This is a genomic window from Pseudoalteromonas caenipelagi, from assembly GCF_013140855.1.
Lineage (GTDB): Bacteria > Pseudomonadota > Gammaproteobacteria > Enterobacterales > Alteromonadaceae > Pseudoalteromonas > Pseudoalteromonas caenipelagi.
The window spans coordinates 204,342-223,515 of the sequence record NZ_JABBPG010000005.1 but is presented as its reverse complement, the minus strand read 5'-3'; the positions used below and the strand labels follow the sequence as shown (position 1 = coordinate 223,515).

Genomic DNA, 19,174 nt, shown 5'->3' with positions numbered 1-19,174 from the left:
TAATAATGATAGGGAGACAAGATGCTCCCTTTCTTTGGTCTAAAACACAATTATAAGCAGGCCTAACATGATCAAATTTGACCAAGTCAGCAAAACCTATCCAGGTGGTCACAGAGCGTTAGAGAAAGTAAGTTTTGAGCTAGGCAATGGCGAGCTTGCTTTTTTAACCGGTCACAGTGGTGCTGGAAAAAGTACTTTACTAAAGTTGATCAGCGTTATGGAACGCCCTTCTGCTGGGCACGTTTTTATTAATGGCGTTGACTTAAATGGCGTTAGCAATCGCCAGATCCCTTTTGTTAGGCGTGATATAGGGATCATATTCCAAAACCATCGCTTACTTGAGCGTTACAACGTATTTGATAATGTTGCATTACCTTTGGTTATTGAGGGTATGCATCATAAACACATTGCAAAAAGGGTGCATGCAGCGCTGGATAAAGTGGGTCTTTTAGATAAAGTTCGTTGCCAACCCAGTACGTTATCAGGAGGGGAACAGCAACGAGTTGGTATTGCTCGAGCTATTGTCAATTCGCCTCCATTGTTATTGGCTGATGAACCAACAGGTAACTTAGACCCAGAGTTATCAATGGAAATTTTAAAGCTATTTGAAGACTTCAATCGTCACGGCACGGCGGTACTCATTGCGACACACGACCTTGGGCTGATTGCCAGAATGAAATATCGGAGTTTGACGTTAAATCATGGCCGTATGAGTCAAGATCCGTTAATGGAGGGGGGGTTATGAGCTTATTGTTTAAAAGTCGTGAAGCACAAACTACGAGCCAAAATAAATCTGTGTTTTTGCAAGTTTACTTTTTTGTTATCACTGTACTTCGTCAGGGGGTCAATAGCTTAGGTGAAATGTGGCGTACACCCATGGCTTCGATGATGACTATCTTAGTGTTAGGGTTGAGCTTAACATTGCCTGCAACCTTGTACATTGTTGTAAAAAACGTACAACAGGTGAGTAGTGGTTTTAACGATGCAGCAGAAATATCGCTATTCGTTAAAGAGTCAATGAGTGAACAACAAACGCAAACGTTAGCTAAGCGACTCGCTCTGTATCCAGAAGTTGCGGATGTTAAACTTATATCTAAATCTCAAGCACTTGATGAATTCAAGCGTATATCTGGGTTTGGTCAGGCTCTTGACTATTTAGAAGAAAACCCACTACCTAATGTGGTACTGGTTACACCCACTGACCGGTATCGCAAGCCACAGGCGGCGCAGCAGCTTTTGGATAAATTAGAAAAAGAGCGCGAAGTTGAGTTTGGTAAACTCGATATAGAGTGGTTAGAGCGTCTAAATGCATTGTTGAGCTTATTAAAAGAAAGCGTTGTGACTATTGCACTATTATTACTCAGTGCGGTGATCTTGATTATTGGCAATACCATACGTCTATCTATCATGGATAAAAAAGAAGAAATTCAAGTTTTGAAATTAGTTGGAGCAACAAATACGTTTATTCACACGCCATTTATTTGGACTGGTATATGGTATGGCATTGTTGGTGGTTTGGTGGCATTTATAAGCGTCGCATTGATGCTGTGGTGGTTAGAGTCTGCAGTGTCAATGGTTGCTGGGGTGTATCAAAGCTCATTTGTATTGCAAGGTCTCAATTTAAATGAATTGATGATTTTGCTCCTTTTGGCAATCACCCTAGGGTTTGGTGGGTCGTTTTTATCTGTACATCGTTACATAAAAGACATCGAGCCAGACAAAGTATAGTTCTATGCACTTTGGCACTTAAATGAACAAATTATTGTCTTAAGTGCCTGTAAAATGTCACAGTTGAGTCATGTAAATGTGCTAGGCTGGCAACGCTATTATCTGTTTTCTGACCAGTGTTTTATTTTGACCTTCTATAAATCAATAGCTTAAGTGTAAGATCCGCAGCAAAGAGAAAAAGCTTGCATTTTCTTTTAAAAAAGTATTATATACGCATTAGCACTCTTGCTTGAAGAGTGCTAAAATGGACTGAAATATTTATCACTGAGGTGAAAAATGAGTAAAGATTTATATGCATTAGCACTAACAGCTGGACAGCAAAGCGCGAGCTTAGATGGTTACTTACAAACTGTAAGCGCTATTCCTATGCTTGATGCAGAGCAGGAAAAAGTGTTGGCCACTCGCCTTCAACAGGAAGGGGATTTGGAAGCTGCTAAAAAACTCATCGTTTCTCACCTTCGCTTTGTTGCCCATATTGCGAAAAGCTACTCTGGCTACGGTTTACCGCAGGCAGATTTAATCCAAGAAGGCAACATAGGTCTAATGAAGGCTGTTAAACGTTTTAATCCTGATGTCGGTGTTAGACTTGTTTCGTTCGCAGTACATTGGATAAAAGCTGAAATCCATGAGTATGTGCTGAAGAATTGGCGTATTGTTAAGGTTGCAACGACAAAAGCACAACGTAAATTATTTTTCAATTTAAGAAAAAACAAAAAACGTTTGGGTTGGTTCAATCAAGATGAAGTGACTACCGTTGCGAATGAGTTGGGTGTTAGTGAAAAGGAAGTACGTGAAATGGAATCGCGTATGAGTGGCCAAGATATGGGCTTTGATCTAACAACTGATGATAACGACGATGCACCAACAAGCAGTTACTCTCCAGTTCAATACTTAACCGACTCAAGTGGTGACTTGGCTGATGTGGTCGAAGAAGAGCAGTGGCAAGAGCAGTCTCAAACGCGTTTATTTAACGCGCTTAAAACGCTAGATGAACGTTCGCAAGATATCGTTAGTGCGCGTTGGCTAGGTGATGAAAAAGCGACGCTGCAAGATTTGGCTGAGAAATACAACGTTTCAGCAGAGCGTGTACGTCAACTAGAAAAGTCAGCAATGAAAAAGCTGCATTCAGCGATGAGCTAACAGATAATTGAATTATAAGAAAAAGCCGCTACCTTGTTAGCGGCTTTTTTGTTTTTTGCCGACAGAGTTATTTTTTGAGCTTACAAGTGTTCGCTATTTTGATTATAATGCGCCTTCGTAAGTGAGGAGAAATGATTTTGTTGGCAGTATTACGCGTCTTAGCGATGGCATTGTTTATTGTTTTTAGCTGTGTGTTTGGATTACTTTTATGTGTCGTAAGGCCATTTCACCCTAACAATGTCCATATCATTGCAAGTTGGTTTGGCAGAATGTCAGCAGTTATTGGGGTGAAATTAGTTGTTTCGCGCCACCCTGAAAGTGAGCATGTTGGGCCTGCTGTATATGTAGCAAATCATCAAAATAACTATGATCTTTTCACCTTGACAGCGGTTGTTCCTCAAAACACAGTTAGTATGGGTAAAAAAAGTTTGAAGTGGATCCCATTCTTTGGGCAGCTTTATTGGCTTTCGGGTAATATTCTTATCAATAGAAGCAATCGCACTAAAGCAGTTGGTACGATTGGCAAATCTGCCGAAAAGATTAAAAATAAAGGCTTGTCTATTTGGATGTTTCCAGAGGGAACGCGAAGTTATGGAAAGGGCTTATTACCATTTAAAACCGGTGCTTTTCATACTGCCTTGAATGCACAAGTACCCGTAGTCCCCGTCTGCATGAATAGCACTACTAATTGTATTAAGCTAAACCGCTGGGACAATGGTATAATCTACATCGATATTTTGGCGCCGATTAATTTAGACAAAGAGATCAGTGCGCGTGAGCATGCAAAAGCAATACATTCAGTAATGGCACAACGTATTGCTCAGCTTGATGAAAAGGTAATAGAGAACAATGGAAAACTGGCGCGAAATTAGTGAAGATATTGTTGAGTCACTCTTAGAAGATGGTTCAGCAACAGACAAACTTTATGAAGTAGAACACCACTTTGTATGTGAAGACTTCAAAAAGTTAGAAAATGCAGCACTAGCAGCTTTTAGACTTGGTTATGATGTAGAAGACCCCGCTGAATTAGAACTTGAAGACGGCAGTAAAATTTGGGGTTTTGATGTTGTCGTTGAGGCCGAGTTAGACACTGACGTTATCATGGAAGACGTTGATAAACTTGCAGCTTTAGCGCAAGAATTTGATGTTGAATATGATGGTTGGGGCACTTATTTTCAAGAGTAATGCAACTTTAAGCTGGCTATGACTTGTTTAGGTGTATACAGCGCGTTTACACCTAAAAACTCTACATTAACTCCCTCCTATTGATTTTTTATCTAATAGTTAATTATTATTTAATACTCGAAATATAGACTCTTAGGGTCAAAAAGTGCTATTAATCGTACCTGTCGTCCTTTTTTATATGATCCTACTATGCGAGTGACTCTGCCGATTTCTGAACTCAAGCCTGGTATGTTTGTAGACAGTGTTCACAAGCAACGCGCAGATACGGGTGTCAAAATCAAATCTCGTGGTATGGTCAGAGACAGCGACATCATAGACAAACTCTCTGCAGAAGGTGTATTAGAGCTCAATATTGACTTTGATTTGAGTGAAATTGCAGTTCCTGAAAAATATCAGGTTGAAGCAAAAAAAGAGCGTAATAAACCTGAAGCAACAAAGCTTGATGCTCGAGAACGACGTCGAAGAGCTGGTATGGCTGGAGAGAAGCAGCCGTCACGACGCACTAAAAAGAGAGCTCAGGAGTCAACAGAACCGACTTCACTTGAGCGAGAATTTGAGCTTGCTAGCCAAGCATTTGAGCTACACAATAGAAAAATACAAATATTGTATGGAGATGTGACGTCTGGGTTAAAAGCAGATGTTGGTCTGATTAATCAAATAAGCAAAGAAATCGTAGAGTCAGTATTGCGCAACAGTAATGCCATGGCTATTTTAACGCGTTTGCAAGATAGAGAAGGCTATAACTGGCGGCATATGATTAATTGCGCCATTTTGATAAGTGTATTTGCTAAATATTTAGGCCTGTCACAAAGCCTCATTCAGCAGCTTGCAATGGGCGCTATGTTGCATGATGTGGGGCACGCACGTTTACCTCAAGGCTTGGTTAATAAACAAGACAAGCTTACTGATATAGAATACAAAGCGGTAAAAAAACATGTCGTTCATTCTTTAGGTTTAGTAAAGGGAGAGCAAGGCATCACCCCAATGATCATGGACATGATAATCAACCATCATGAGCGAATTGACGGCACGGGGTATCCTCGGGGCTTAAAAGGGCTACAGATAAGTAAAGCTGCAAGAATGATGGCGATTGTTGACGTATATGATGCCATGACTTCAGAGCGACCATACCAACAAGGCGAAGAGCCTGTTCATGCTCTGCGCCATTTACTGACTAACAAAGATAAATTTGACCCTGTGCTCGTACAGCGTTTTATCAAATGTCTTGGAGTTCATCCTGTCGGTTCTATCGTTAAACTAACGAATGAGCGACTCGCTTTGGTGCTTGCTGGTAATAAACATGCCCCGACCGCGCCACATGTGAGAATATTTTACAATACAAAACACATGCACCATATCACGGCTAAGGAACTTGATTTAAGCTCTCCTGATCATGATATCAAAGTGATTGCCAGCATACGGCCTTTAGATTATCAAATTAACTTATCTCGCCTATTAAAAGATCACCTTTTAGCTTAATTTTTTTACGTCGTTTTAGAGCACTGAATTTAGCTGACATTGATGCGCCACCTAAACAAGACAGTGTTAAAATTAACCACAGTACCGTGCCTTTATTTGTGTGTAGTGCCAAACAGCAAAGTAGCAATGCCAATAAAGACGCACAAATTCCAACCAGCCAATAATAGCTTATAGGATTATCGCATTGCCCAGCATGTCTGCAAGCACAATATGTGGCCTTACACCAGCAGTAAACACTCACTCCTGAAAAGGTCAGAGCACCTAATATGAGTAACAGCATGTCTTTTAGATCCATTGTTGGGCTTTCTAAGAAGTCTAATTAAATTGTCCATCCTCGTCAATGCTAATGAGAGTTATTTGTATTTGAGTGCTTTTTATGGGTGTTTGGCTGCGTAAACTTTAAGCTGTGATGTAAAAATGTTCGATTGATTAGAGTATTATCTCGAAATTGCAGCTTTTTAATCTTGTTTTAGGTAGTGTGTGCAGGTTTTAAAAATGTGACTTTACACATGGGATTAGAAAATGTCTGTATTTAAAAAAACGCTACTCGCATCAAGTATGATGTTAGTATCTTCACACGCTTTTGCAGCTGCCTTTCAATTAGCAGAGCAAAGTGTATCAGGACTTGGGCGCGCGTATGCAGGTGAAGCATCGGTTGCTGATGATGCTTCAGTTATTGCACGCAACCCAGCGCTTATGAGCCAATTTGACAGCACTATGCTAAGTGTTGGTGCCATGTATGTTGAGCCTGATGTTAGCCTTCGAGGTACCTCGACAAATAACGGTGTAGCCCCAAATAAACTGGATGATTCAAGCATAGCGCCAAGTGCTGTTGTGCCTGCAGTTTATTTTATGACGCCTATTAATGAGTCATTATTCTTAGGAATGGGGGTTTACTCTCAGTTTGGTTTAGCAACTGAGTTTGTAACAGACTATGCTGCAGGGCAGCTAGCCGGTGAAACGGAGATAGTTACGGTAAATACCAATTTGAGTGTTGCCTATGAAGTCTCAAAAGAGTTCACCGTTGCTCTTGGTGTTAACTATGTATACGCAGATGCGAAAATAGTGCGTACTTTTGGCGCGTCGCCTCTTCCTGTACCTGCGGCAACACAAGCAATGCATTTAGAAGGGGATGATAGTGGCTATGGCTGGAATTTAGGGCTTAGCTATCAAATAGATGATGATAGCCGCTTTGGCTTGCATTATCGCAGCGAAACCGACATTGTATTTGACGGTGAGTTTAGTAATCAATTACCTGCTGGAGCGCCTTTTAACGGTACTGCTGGTAGTACTTTACCTGGTAGTTTAGAACTTACTCTACCCGCTATTGCAGAGTTTTCTGGTAGCCATACCATTAGCGAAAGTAGCTCACTTCACTATAGTGTGCTTTGGACTGGATGGAGTAGCTTTAAGACATTAGCAGCCGAGGTAAAAGGGCGTGGTACGGTATTTAGCAAAGATGAAAACTTCTCTAATTCTATGCGTTACGCAATCGGTGCAGATCACCAATATGGCAACGATTTAAAACTGCGATTAGGAATCGCTTATGATAAATCGCCTGCGGATCCTTATCATATGTCTATTTCTATTCCTGATACGGATCGTATGTGGTACTCATTTGGTGCCGAATATCAAGTTTCTAAAAATAGCTCGCTGGACTTTGGCGTGAGTTTTTTACGCGGCAAAACACAACACTTTGTTGAAAAGGATAATCTTGGACAAGCATGGGGCTTTGAGTCTAATGGCCATGCAACTGTGCTGGGTGTGCAATTTAACTTAGGTTTCTAGCCGTCAAGAAAAAGGGCAGTGTACACTGCCCTTTTTATACAAAATTAGTCAGCCTTTATAAACTTTCAATTTTTGCTTTTTGCTCAAGCAACTTCGCTTTAGCATCAGAAAATTCAGCAAGCTTTTCTTTTTCTTTTGCCAATACTGCTTCAGGCGCATTATTTACAAACTTTTCGTTCGCGAGTTTTTTCTCAACTTGTTCTAAGCCTTTTTGCGCTTTTTCAAGTTGTTTTGCGATACGAGCAAGTTCGGCTTCAACATCAATCAAACCAGCCATGGGGATCATGATCTCGAGGTTACCGATAAATGCAGTTGCACTTGCTGGTGCTTCATCAGCGCTATCTAGTACCTTAAAGCTTTCAAGTTTAGCGAGTGCACTTAAGAAGGCTTTATTATCTTCTAAGCGGCGTAAGTCTTGCGCATCAGCCTTAGCAAGTAGCACATTTAACGGCTTGTTTGGACTAATGTCCATTTCACCACGAATGTTACGAATTGCCAGAATAAATTGCTTCACCCACTCGAGATCCGCCATTGCAGTCTCATCAACTTGGCTTTGGTCAAACTCAGGGAAACGCTCAAGCATGATGGTTTTCGCATCAATGTTTGCCAATGGCGCAACACGCTTCCAGATAGTTTCTGTGATATACGGCATAAGTGGGTGCATTAAACGTAGCAGACCTTCAAGCACAGTGATCAGAGTATGTCGTGTACCACGTTGTTGTTCTTCGTTGCCCTTGAACAAGATTGGCTTAGTAAGCTCTAAGTACCAATCGCAGAACTGGTTCCAAGTGAATTCGTAGATAGTGTTCGCCGCTAAGTCAAAGCGGTAGTTATCTAAGTGCTCACTAAAAACTTTAACTGTGTTTTGGAACTGACCTAAGATCCAGCGATCAGCCAGCGAATAAACTTTTTCACCATCATCAAAGCCACAATCTTGCTCTTCAGTGTTCATCAGTACGTAACGACTTGCGTTCCAAAGCTTGTTACAGAAGTTACGGTAACCTTCTAAACGATTCATATCCCAGTTGATATCGCGGCCTGTTGAGGCCATGGCAGCCAAGGTAAAGCGCAATGCGTCTGTACCATGTGGCTCAATGCCATCAGCGAAGGTTTTGCGAGTATTTTTTTCAATCTTTTTCGCTAGCTGTGGCTGCATCAAGTTACCTGTGCGCTTTTCAACTAAGCTTTCAAGATCGATACCATCAATCATATCAAGTGGGTCAAGGACGTTACCTTTAGACTTTGACATCTTATCGCCATTTTCATCGCGAATAAGGCCCGTCACATAAACGGTTTTAAATGGCACTTGTGGCTTACCATTTTCATCTTTGATGAAGTGCATGGTCATCATGATCATACGGGCCACCCAGAAGAAGATAATATCAAAGCCCGTTACTAGCGTATCAGATGGATGGAATACCTTTAAGTCGTCGGTATTTTCTGGCCAACCTTGCGTTGAGAAAGTCCAAAGTGCGGACGAGAACCATGTATCTAATACATCTTCGTCTTGGTTTAATACAACATTGTCGGCAATGTTATTGTCGCGACGAACTTCAGCTTCGTCACGGCCAACAAACACGTTGCCATCGGCATCATACCAAGCTGGGATACGGTGACCCCACCATAACTGACGCGAGATACACCAGTCTTGAACATCACGCATCCAAGAGAAGTACATGTTTTCGTATTGCTTTGGCACAAATTGTATTTCACCGTTTTCAACCGCTTCAGTCGCTACCTTCGCAAGTGGTGCAACTCGTACATACCATTGATCAGTTAATAGCGGCTCAATGACAACACCAGAGCGGTCGCCATATGGTACAGTTAAGCTATGGTCATCGATTTTTTCTAACAAGCCAGCTTGTTCAAATTCATCAACAATTTGTTTGCGAGCATCAAAGCGGTCTAGGCCGTGGAAACGCTCAGGAATAGGTGCGTCTAACTCTAATGGCTTACCGTCAAATGCATAGCATTCACCAGCATTTATAATCGCAGCATCTTTGTTGAATACGTTGATCATTGGCAGCTCATGACGCTTACCAACTTCGTTATCGTTAAAATCGTGGGCTGGGGTGATTTTTACGCAGCCAGTGCCTTTTTCCATATCTGCGTGCTCATCGGCAACGATAGGGATACGACGATTGACAATAGGCAATAAAACTTCTTTACCAATGAGATGTTGATAACGCTCGTCATCTGGGTTTACAGCAACACCGGTATCACCAAGCATGGTTTCTGGACGAGTGGTTGCCACGACGATGTAATCTTTGCCATCAAGCGTTTTAATGCCATCAGCAAGTGGGTAGCGCAAGTTCCACATGTGGCCTTGCTTGTCTTTGTTCTCTACTTCTAAATCTGAAATTGCAGTGTGTAATTTCGGGTCCCAGTTTACTAGACGTTTACCGCGGTAAATAAGGTTTTCTTTGTGAAGGCGCACGAACACTTCTTTTACGGCTTCAGATAAACCTTCATCCATGGTAAAACGCTCACGCTCCCAATCTACTGATGCACCTAAACGACGAAGTTGCTTGGTAATGGTGCCACCAGATTGGTTTTTCCACTGCCAGATTTTATCAATGAAAGCGTCACGACCTAAATCATGACGTGTTTTGTTCTCTTCAGCTGCCAGTTTGCGCTCTACGACCATTTGTGTGGCGATACCTGCGTGGTCTGTACCGACTTGCCATAAAGTATTGTTACCTTTCATACGCTTGTAGCGAGTGAGCGTATCCATGATGGTATCTTGGAACGCGTGGCCCATATGTAGGCTACCTGTGACATTAGGCGGTGGGATCATGATTGAATATGCATCGCCTTTGCCTGATGGCTTAAAATAGCCATTTTCTTCCCAGTCTTGGTATAAAGACTGTTCTATATCTTGTGGATTATAGGTTTTATCCATTTCACAGAACCTTAATAAATACTTTAATTTTCAATTTCTTTGGTTGAAATACTGGCGCCAAGTTGGCGTAGATGCTTAAACCGCTCGCGTGCTGCTTGCGTCGCCATAGCCTCGCTCGGAACAAAATCATAAACTTGTGCAAAGCGACGGATAAAATCCGGAAGCTTAGTTGCTAAATTAATGAGCACCGAACGTCTGCCAATGGGCGGTGTTTGACCAATTTCTACTGGTGCTCCACCTTTAGGGCCTTCGCCTTGTAAGTTATGTGGTACAAAGCTATCAGCTTCAAAACACCATAAATGCTCGTCAATGGCATGGGCATCTTCAACGCTATCAACATAGATAAATACGCGCTGACCAGCTCTATATTGTTCGGCAGCAGTGCGGGCCGCTAGATCAAAATGAGCCGGTAGTTTAGCATCCGGCTCATTGTCATGCTTTAACACATAGAATTGTGCATTGATGGTCATGGCGTTGACTTCATAATGGGCGGTTATTCTGTATTTCTACAGGCAAAACTCAGCGTTCAAAATAAAGGCGCATTTTGACACAGAAACCCCATGCCATCAATCAATCTGGCTAGGTTAATCTTGCTGTGCGTCTGTCACGTTAACGCGATTTAACAAGTATTGGGTTAACATTGGCACTGGACGTCCTGTTGCCCCTTTATTTTTGCCACTGCGCCAAGCTGTACCTGCTATATCGAGGTGTGCCCAGTTATACTTCTTAGTGAACTTAGATAAGAAGCATGCGGCAGTAATGGTGCCAGCTGCTCGTCCACCTAAATTGGTAAAATCGGCGAAAGGGCTTTCTAGTTGCTCTTGATAGTCATCCCATAAAGGTAGTTGCCATGCTCTATCACCACTTTGTTCACCGGCTTTAAGTAAGTCGTGAGCCAAAGGGTTGTGTGTTGACAAAAGTCCAGTTGCATGCGCACCCAGTGCAACGATACAAGCGCCTGTCAAAGTTGCAACATCAACAACTGTTTCAGGTTCAAAAGCTTCTACATAAGTCAGCGCATCACACAATACCAAACGGCCTTCAGCATCAGTGTTTAACACTTCAACGGTTTGACCTGACATAGTGGTTAATATGTCACCTGGGCGATAAGCGTTTGAGCTAGGCATGTTTTCACAGCCAGCAAGCACACCAATTACATTGATTGGCAGCTGCATTTCAACTAATGAACGCATTAACCCTAATACGCCAGCAGCACCTCCCATATCGTATTTCATCTCGTCCATGGCTTCGCCCGGTTTTAAGGAAATACCACCCGAGTCAAAAGTCAGACCTTTACCCACAAATACGATAGGAGCTTGGTCTTCTGCACCGCCGTTGTAATGAATAACAGACATGACAGATTCATTGGCACTGCCTCGACCAACAGCGAGGTAAGAATGCATACCTAGCTCTTCCATCTCTTTTTCGCCAACGAGATTAACAGAGACGTTATTGAACTCTTCTAACGCTTTTGCTTGCTCACCTAAGTAACGAGGGTTGCAAATGTTCGGTGGCATATTAGCCACATCTTTACACAATTTAGCACCTGCAGCGATGGCCAAGCCGTGCTCAATAGCCGACTCACCAATGGTTAATTCACGGCGAGTAGGTACATTAAAAACAATTTTACGAAGTGGACGGCGAGGGTCGACTTTTTTACTCTTTAATTGATTAAATGTGTATAAACAGTCTTGTGTAGTTTCAACTGCTTGGCGTACTTTCCAATAGGTGTCTCGACCTTTAACATGTTGCTCGGTCAAAAAGCAAACCGCCTCCATAGAACCTGTGTCATTAAGGGTATTAATGGTTTTAGAGATTATTTGCTTGTATTGTTTATCGTCTAATTCCCTTTCTTTACCACATCCGACTAGCAACACTCGCTCACTAAGCACGTTAGGGACATGATGCAGTAATAATACTTGCCCTGGTTTACCTTCTAAGTCACCACGACGCAATAAATTTGAGATGTAGCCATCACTGATTTTATCCAGCTGTTCACCGATGGGAGATAAACGGCGAGGCTCATATACACCAACTACGATGCAGGCACTGCGCTGTTTTTCTGGGCTACCACTTTTTACGCTGAATTCCATTGCGACTCCTGAGTCTAAAGTTATGTCTTTTTGAACTTTATGCCGACGCTACTATCAATACCATTAATGCGTGATTATCTCTGACTGTTGGTATGATAATTAAATTTGATGGCATATAATAAACTGACTAAAATAACCAGTTTACTCAAAATTTCCCACTATTCCAGTGAAACACGAAGTTTTATAGGGGCAAACATTGCTAATCTTTCGTTATTTAACTGCTGAGGTATTAAAATCGCAGGTCGCCGTGTTTCTCACGTTGATGACGATTTTCTTGTCGCAAAAGTTTGTTCGGATCCTCAGTGATGCGTCAGACGGTGACTTACCAGCGAAGCTAGTGGCATCGGTGTTGATGCTCAAACTACCACAATTGGCTGTTTATATTTTACCGCTAAGTTTGTTTTTAGGCATTATTTTGGCTTACAGCCGCGTGTATGCAGACAGTGAAATGACAGTCTTAAGAGCTTGTGGCGTCAGTGAGTGGTATGTGGTTCGAGTCACGTTAGTGTCGAGTGTTTTTTTTGCCATGCTAGCCGGGGGGGTCAGTTTGTATGTGGCACCTTGGGCGTCTGAAAAAGAATATCAACTAAAAGAGCAGGCAGAAGCTGAGTCTGGGCTATCAGCGCTTAGGGCCGGGCGATTTCAACAAACGGGTAATGAAAAAGCAGTGGTGTTTGTTCACAATATCTTGGATCAAGGGAAGGAGTTGGACAAAGTCTTCGTGGCACAGCTCCCCAATAAAGATTCCAACCAAGCAGCACGTATTGTTTATGCTCAAAAAGGGCGCGTGATTGAGCAAGAAAGTGGTGAGCAACAACTTGTGCTAAATGACGGTAAACGCTACGAAACGGACGGTTTAAGCCAAGCATTAAACAAAACCGAATTTGCCAGCTACCAAGTACAAATACGTGAGCAAATCATAGAACACCAGCGACGCAAATTAGAAGCAATACCTACGTTACAGTTACTCGAAATGGATACGCCTCAAGCGGCGGCTCAGTTTCAGTTACGCCTGTCAGTGCCCATTTCTATTATTCTGTTAACGTTACTTGCGGTTCCTCTGAGCGTAGTAAACCCTCGTCAAGGCAAATTCGCCAAGTTGGTGCCTGCTATCAGTTTGTATCTTGGCTACTTTATTTTATTAAATGCAGGAAAGTTTTTGGTCGCTGAGGGTAAGATCCCTTCTGCGGTAGGACTTTGGTGGATCCATTTAAGTGTATTATTTATCGGCGCTTATTTGATTGCTAAAGGACGACCATTTGGAGTATGGATGCGCTCACTGTTAACAAAACAGGCGTCGGTTGCATGATGAAAACATTAGATTTGTATTTGGGTCGAAGCATCTTGCAAACCACTGGGTTTGCGCTTTTGGTATTTGTGGGGATCAATACGCTCATTAAGTATATCGAGCAGTTGAAGTCAGTAGGTCGCGGTAGTTACGATATGGCAGATGCGATGCTGTATACCTTTTATAGTATGCCTTCGGATGTCGTGGTGTTTTTCCCGATGGCGGCATTGATTGGTGGATTGACAGGACTGGGGGCGTTGGCATCAAGCAGTGAGTTGGTTGTGATGCAGGCGGCTGGTATGTCACGTTTGCAAATCATCGGCTCGGTAATGAAAACAGCGATTGTACTAGCGCTATGTATGATGGCATTGGGTGAGTGGGGCGTACCGCAAGCTGAAAAGGCCGCCAAACAACTTAGAAACAACGCTATTTTTGGTGGTGAAGTGTTTAATGCACAAAAAGGTGTCTGGGCTAAAGATGGTAGTAATTTTATAAATATCGGCAACATTGAAAAGTCGGGTGATCTTAAAGATGTAAGCATTTACTATTTCAATGATGATTTAGAGCTTAGTAAAGTGATGCGCGTCGAACATGGAAGGAGTGTGCCACAAGGGTGGATTTTCAGCGGTATCGAAGAAGTTACTCTGGGTGAAGAAAAAATCACCACCCATTACCGAGAGTCGCAAATATATAACTCCCAGCTCACAGCAGAGAAGCTAGATGTTGTTTCTGTCGATCCTGAGTCTCTGTCATTTAGAGGGATTTGGTCGTATTTGTCTTATCTAGAGCAAAATGAGCAAGATACCAGTAGCTATGACTTAGCACTTTGGCGAAAGGTCATGCAGCCACTGACTGTTGCGGTGATGCTTTTAGTGGCACTGTCTTTTATTTTTGGTCCGCTGCGCTCAGTGAGCATGGGCGCGAGAATTATAATGGGTGTGATCACCGGGTTGGCGTTTCACTTGAGTAATGAAATATTCGGTCCAATAGTGATGGTATATAACGTACCTGCGGTGGTTGGTGCGATGATGCCAAGCATACTGTTTGTTGTTATTGCCAGCTACTTGCTCAAACGTAACCAATAAGCCTACTAAGTGCAAAATGTCGCTTGTTTCAATCATGAGATTCGACAGCAAGTTCAGAATGACGAAATAGGCTCAGAACTACGAGGACTAATTACGAAGACGGCAGTGCCCAAACATATATATGTCGTCTTCTTGAAACATACGTATGTTGTCCTCTCTAACTATTTGTGAAACGAATTACATTAAGCACGACTGCTGGGCTTAACCAAGTTAATCTAAACTGTTATAAACTTTTTTGTTTTCTTCTTTAGTTAATACAATTACTTCAGTTTTACAAAGTAGGTCCTGCAAAGCGCGCTTCTTTTTAAAATCAACTAACACGAATAAGTTCCCTAATCCACATAATGCACATATGCTTCGCGATAAAGCGGTAGACCATGGCAATAATTCCCCCGAGTGAGTTTGTACTTTTAATCTCCAGGCTCTCATGCCAATAGTCTGTCCACTTTTAGTCCAAAAGTAGGCGTAGAACAAGATGGCAACTAACACCAACAAAACTGCGCGAATTGTGTAAAGAGTGGGGGATGCTTGAATGTAAGCTGAAACGTCAGGGTGTGCCCCTATCGTTAATATGCCTGCAGATATAAAGCCTTGTATAATCAATAAATAAATCACTGTTGTTAGCATTGCAAAAGCAATAACAACTAATCCGTCATAGATTAGTGAAGCGAATCGACGAAAGAAGCCAGCGCTTGGAAACTGTGACATGTGTGAACTCTCACTCAAAACAAACGATCAGATTTGCAGTATTTTACACAACCTAGCAGGTAATGGCGAAAATCATTATAAATGGCGGTTTTATAGTTGTTTTGTACAAATACCAAGCAGTTGGTGTAGCTCAGTTAAAAAATTACTTGCCCAGCGAAGCGATGTTTGTATAATGCATGGCATAGAGACGAAGGCATTATAAACAAAGCCCTAGCTCAAAGTGGTTTTTCTTTATTTTCTCTTGTTTTAGAAGATGAAAGAAAAATTATGCCAGTGTGATGGAATTGGTAGACATGACGGATTCAAAATCCGTTGCCTTCGGGCGTGGCGGTTCAAGTCCGCCCACTGGTACCACTTTTTATAACCCTAGCCTTACGGTTAGGGTTTTTTTATGTCTTTAACTCCCCCAGAAAATAATTACTCGCATTTTATTTATAAGCGTTGCTTGCCGTGCGGTGGTGCTCAAATGTAGGTCCGACAAAAAATTAATGATCAAATTTTGGAAGTGCTCTCACTTCGCATCAAAAAGTCAAAAGACGAAGTCAATCTTTAGTTTTGGTTACAAGTTTTGTATGTGAACAGCTTATTTAAAAGCTTTGTAGGGGGCTTAGGCCCATGTTTCTCACTGTGACTGGTTTGTATTTTTATGAAGCTAACTTTTATCCGAACGAGATAATGAACCCAGCAAAGTACTAGGTTCATTATTTCATACAGTGTTAATGCTCGGGTTGTTTGTTTGGTATTGAATAAAATACTAATAAAGCCACAAACGGCAGAGGAGGAGCGACCGACAGTAGCAAGATTATAAATGAATCTTTTACTGGTGTTGCTCTGTCTCCCCTAAGTAAAAAGTACGCTAATATGGGAAACAGTAAGCACAATACAGCGTAATATCCTACCCATCTTACATTTATATCAATTGGCATGCGGTCTACTCCTTGTTAGTTTGGTTGAATACTGCAAGCCCCACTAGGGCAATCAGTTATAAATACACGTCTGTTATAAAAAGTGTCATGCCATCCAAAAACATCGACTCCAAAAAAGCGACTCAGCTCAACGAACCGCTCCCAATTACCGCTTTCTCTTGAGAACTGATAAGTACCGTTTAAATGGCTTCTACTGGTAGGAATTGCGTTGCCGTCAGAGTCTTTTCCACTTATAGGCTCAAATTCAGGCTGACCATTCACATTAATACCTGATACCTTGAAGCGAATAACGCTTCCATCGGAAAAGCCGATATCAATCACAATGTTAACGCCTACAGCGAGTTTCCCCACGCTTGCTACTACCGAGCCTACATAAATACCGAGTTGATCTATAACGGTTGATTGGAGTATGTATTCATTTGTTAATTCACTAAATTTTCTATCGTTGTATACTTTATAGACAGACTCATAGTTGTTACTCGTATAATTAGTGTTAGCAATTGAACGTTCTAAGCGTCTAAACTCTTGGGAAAATTGTGCAGCGTGGCTAAGCGCTGCGTTACTTGGTGATGCGTTAAATACAATTACTTTGTCAAACTCTGGGTCATATTCAATATTGTAACTAAATACACTGCCATTTTTGACATCTACAACTTCGTATTTTCCATTTTGTTTATTTGACGCTCGAAACTCTTCTATAGCTTCTCTTTTACTGATGACGCTAGAGCAGTCAAAACATCCTAGTAATTTCGCTGAGGCTGCTTTGGGGAGCATTGCCAAAAAACAAAGGATGATAAGTTGTGTGTGTAGTTTCATAGTAAGTTCCTTCTTTTGATTGGTGTGTTGAATAGTCCGTATTCATTACTATCTAGTTTAGACAACTGTCACGCTTAAACACAATTTTAAAATGTTGTAGGCGTATTCTCACAAAGAGCGGTCTTTGCAACGTTTCTTTTTATTAGTCGTTAGTATCAATACAAGCATTTTTTATTTATCTGCGCTAAAATAAGCGGTTACAACTTAAGCTGCGTTAAAAGCTTTCTTGATGTTTCAAGGAGCTTGTTAAAGTGGCAAACACACGACATTATTCGCATTCTCACGGGGTTTTTGTATGTCAGATAAGTGCTATATCACCGCACAGCAGTTGCTAGAAGATTCATTTTGTCTTGCTGCACAAGTTTATGAAGACGGCTTTCGTCCAGACTTTATTATTGGTATCTGGCGAGGTGGTGCGCCAATTGGTATCGCGGTTCAGGAATATTATGACTACAAAGGCATCGAAACCGACCATATTGCTGTACGTACTTCGTCGTATTATGGCATTGGTAAGCAGTCAAAAGAAATTAAAGTCCATGGTCTACATTATATTATTGAAAATGCAAATGCAGGCGATTCGTTATTGATTGTGGATGATGTTTTTGATTCTGGACGCAGTATTTATGCGTTAAAAGAGAAGTTAGCGGAGCTGATGCGTCTTAATTTGCCAAAAGAAATTCGCGTTGCTTGCCCGTACTACAAGCCTAAAAATACCAAAGTACCGATGAAACCAGATTATTTTATTCACGAGTCAGATGAATGGTTAGTATTTCCTCATGAGTTATCGGGCTTAACACCAGATGAAATCGTTGCTGGGAAATCAGACTTGAGCAAAATCCAAGACTTGTTTAAATAACTTGTTTTTACACTAAGCTGGTGAGCTAACCAGCTTAGTTATCACACTTGCGAAAAGCTATCTACAAAATCTTGTAATGCGTCTAAATCGACAGGCTTTAACCCCTCGCTGCTTCTTACTATTAAACCTTTATCTACGAGTTCAGTGACAACCCGTCTGTATGCACGCTCAGTGGTGGCAAACCGCTCCGCTTCTGCATTAACAGTAGGATAGGCACGTAACAATGTAGGATTGTTATTTTCTGCTCTCAGTAAGCAATCTTTAGCTATGTTATAGCTTAAAGGTAACAACAGTTTATCTAAGTTAATCTTTTGATTTTCAGCAAATTTTGCTGCAATTGTTTGAGCCGTATAAAGACTCAGTTCAGGCTGATCGAGTAATAATTGACGCCAGTGCTTTAGCTCAATTAAGTTATATTGCACTTCGCTTAAACAGGTTACGGTATAGATGCATGGCTGGTTGTTAAGTGCTTCGATCTCGCCAATGAGCGTATTGTTACAGTCAAGCTGCCCCAGCAGCAGGCGGCGACCGTTGCCAACATCATAACTAAAAGAAACCGTGCCACTTCGAACTAAGATCAGTTTAGTTAAAGGTTCGTCTTGATGGATTAATACGTCTTTTTTACTGTGAACAAAAGCGTTGCCAGCGAAGCTCAGCAATTGTTCTACAAGATTGGTTGAAAAATGATATTGAAACATCTAGATGGCTCTTCGGACATTTGTCCTATTTATTAATATTGAATAAAGATAGCATGACCACAATGATTTTTATGCTAACTCACGCCTGCTATTGAGGTTTTTCTCGTTTAGCCCCCATCCCGTGTTAGAGCTTACTAAGGTACTAATTCAAAGGGGTTTGTGAGTTAGCTTTTTTATTCTAGGCTTTACCATACATATATCGTTATTACGCGACCCTCTATGCTAACCCAACTAATTGGAGAGAACAAATGACTTGGGAATATTTAGGCTACATTGCCTCAGTTTTTTTAGTTATCTCTCTGATGATGAGCGATGTGATTAAGTTACGTTGGTTTAACTTGACGGGATGTGTGTGTTTCACCATTTATGGGGTAATGATCAATGCATGGCCGGTAGCCTTCACCAATGGGTTGTTAGCATTGGTCAATATTTATCATTTATATAAGCTGCATCGAGCACGATAACCTCAATGCAGCTATGGA

The 19,174-nt window shown here is 41.6% G+C and carries 17 protein-coding genes and 1 tRNA gene; 12 read left to right on the top strand and 6 right to left on the bottom strand.

Going from position 1 to position 19,174, the window contains the following annotated elements; translation table 11 throughout:
• Nucleotides 1-67 precede the first annotated feature (67 nt).
• The 7 genes from ftsE to HG263_RS13640 all read left to right on the top strand — a co-directional run bounded on the left by ftsE (nucleotide 68) and on the right by HG263_RS13640 (nucleotide 7,320).
• Nucleotides 68-745, top strand: coding sequence for a cell division ATP-binding protein FtsE (ftsE, locus tag HG263_RS13670; RefSeq protein ID WP_171626639.1), 678 nt, complete (start codon nucleotides 68-70; stop codon nucleotides 743-745).
• Nucleotides 742-1,728: a permease-like cell division protein FtsX gene (ftsX, locus tag HG263_RS13665; RefSeq protein ID WP_171626638.1), complete on the top strand. Its 987-nt coding sequence runs from the start codon at nucleotides 742-744 to the stop codon at nucleotides 1,726-1,728. Before ftsE ends, ftsX begins: the two co-directional genes overlap by 4 nt.
• Nucleotides 1,729-2,004: 276 nt before the next feature.
• Entirely contained in the window at nucleotides 2,005-2,868 is an 864-nt protein-coding gene (rpoH, locus tag HG263_RS13660) for an RNA polymerase sigma factor RpoH (protein ID WP_171626637.1), read from the top strand.
• 137 nt (nucleotides 2,869-3,005) lie between these two features.
• Entirely contained in the window at nucleotides 3,006-3,740 is a 735-nt protein-coding gene (locus HG263_RS13655; RefSeq protein WP_171626636.1) for a 1-acylglycerol-3-phosphate O-acyltransferase, read from the top strand.
• Nucleotides 3,718-4,053, top strand: coding sequence for a ribonuclease E inhibitor RraB (rraB, locus tag HG263_RS13650; RefSeq protein WP_171626635.1), 336 nt, complete (start codon nucleotides 3,718-3,720; stop codon nucleotides 4,051-4,053). The genes HG263_RS13655 and rraB overlap by 23 nt, the downstream gene beginning before the upstream one ends.
• Nucleotides 4,054-4,242: 189 nt before the next feature.
• A complete protein-coding gene (locus HG263_RS13645) occupies nucleotides 4,243-5,532 on the top strand; it encodes an HD-GYP domain-containing protein (protein WP_171626634.1) in 1,290 nt (429 codons plus the stop codon).
• A 522-nt stretch (nucleotides 5,533-6,054) separates the two neighbouring features.
• A complete protein-coding gene (locus HG263_RS13640) occupies nucleotides 6,055-7,320 on the top strand; it encodes an outer membrane protein transport protein (protein WP_171626633.1) in 1,266 nt (421 codons plus the stop codon).
• Nucleotides 7,321-7,375: 55 nt separating this feature from the next.
• On the opposite strand, the gene HG263_RS13635 is transcribed toward HG263_RS13640, so the two are convergent.
• The 3 genes from HG263_RS13635 to pepA form a co-directional block, all read right to left on the bottom strand.
• The gene (locus HG263_RS13635; RefSeq protein WP_171626632.1) at nucleotides 7,376-10,222 is read right to left on the bottom strand and encodes a valine--tRNA ligase; all 2,847 of its coding nucleotides are present in this window, start codon (nucleotides 10,220-10,222) and stop codon (nucleotides 7,376-7,378) included.
• 23 nt (nucleotides 10,223-10,245) lie between these two features.
• Complete coding sequence (locus tag HG263_RS13630; RefSeq protein ID WP_171626631.1) at nucleotides 10,246-10,692, bottom strand: DNA polymerase III subunit chi; 447 nt, start codon at nucleotides 10,690-10,692, stop codon at nucleotides 10,246-10,248.
• Between the two features lie 114 nt (nucleotides 10,693-10,806).
• Entirely contained in the window at nucleotides 10,807-12,315 is a 1,509-nt protein-coding gene (pepA, locus tag HG263_RS13625) for a leucyl aminopeptidase (protein ID WP_171626630.1), read from the bottom strand.
• Between the two features lie 196 nt (nucleotides 12,316-12,511).
• Between pepA and lptF the strand changes: the two genes are divergently transcribed.
• Both lptF and lptG read left to right on the top strand, forming a co-directional pair.
• Nucleotides 12,512-13,624 carry an LPS export ABC transporter permease LptF gene (lptF, locus tag HG263_RS13620; RefSeq protein ID WP_171626629.1) on the top strand — a complete coding sequence of 371 codons (1,113 nt, stop codon included), beginning with the start codon at nucleotides 12,512-12,514 and terminating at the stop codon, nucleotides 13,622-13,624.
• Entirely contained in the window at nucleotides 13,621-14,688 is a 1,068-nt protein-coding gene (gene lptG / locus HG263_RS13615) for an LPS export ABC transporter permease LptG (protein WP_171626628.1), read from the top strand. The genes lptF and lptG overlap by 4 nt, the downstream gene beginning before the upstream one ends.
• A gap of 210 nt (nucleotides 14,689-14,898) precedes the next feature.
• Here the strand turns inward: lptG and HG263_RS13610 are convergent, their stop codons facing one another.
• Nucleotides 14,899-15,396: an RDD family protein gene (locus HG263_RS13610; protein ID WP_171626627.1), complete on the bottom strand. Its 498-nt coding sequence runs from the start codon at nucleotides 15,394-15,396 to the stop codon at nucleotides 14,899-14,901.
• Between the two features lie 269 nt (nucleotides 15,397-15,665).
• On the opposite strand from HG263_RS13610, the gene HG263_RS13605 reads away from it, so the two are divergent.
• Nucleotides 15,666-15,750: transfer RNA gene (locus HG263_RS13605), tRNA-Leu, on the top strand.
• 587 nt (nucleotides 15,751-16,337) lie between these two features.
• Here HG263_RS13605 and HG263_RS13600 read toward each other — a convergent pair.
• Nucleotides 16,338-17,138 carry a hypothetical protein gene (locus HG263_RS13600; RefSeq protein ID WP_171626626.1) on the bottom strand — a complete coding sequence of 267 codons (801 nt, stop codon included), beginning with the start codon at nucleotides 17,136-17,138 and terminating at the stop codon, nucleotides 16,338-16,340.
• Between the two features lie 295 nt (nucleotides 17,139-17,433).
• Between HG263_RS13600 and HG263_RS13595 the strand changes: the two genes are divergently transcribed.
• A complete protein-coding gene (locus HG263_RS13595) occupies nucleotides 17,434-17,994 on the top strand; it encodes a phosphoribosyltransferase (RefSeq protein ID WP_171626625.1) in 561 nt (186 codons plus the stop codon).
• Nucleotides 17,995-18,035: 41 nt separating this feature from the next.
• On the opposite strand, the gene HG263_RS13590 is transcribed toward HG263_RS13595, so the two are convergent.
• Entirely contained in the window at nucleotides 18,036-18,692 is a 657-nt protein-coding gene (locus tag HG263_RS13590) for a Crp/Fnr family transcriptional regulator (RefSeq protein ID WP_171626624.1), read from the bottom strand.
• Nucleotides 18,693-18,940: 248 nt separating this feature from the next.
• Between HG263_RS13590 and HG263_RS13585 the strand changes: the two genes are divergently transcribed.
• Entirely contained in the window at nucleotides 18,941-19,156 is a 216-nt protein-coding gene (locus HG263_RS13585; protein ID WP_171626623.1) for a YgjV family protein, read from the top strand.
• The last annotated feature ends 18 nt before the right edge of the window (nucleotides 19,157-19,174 follow it).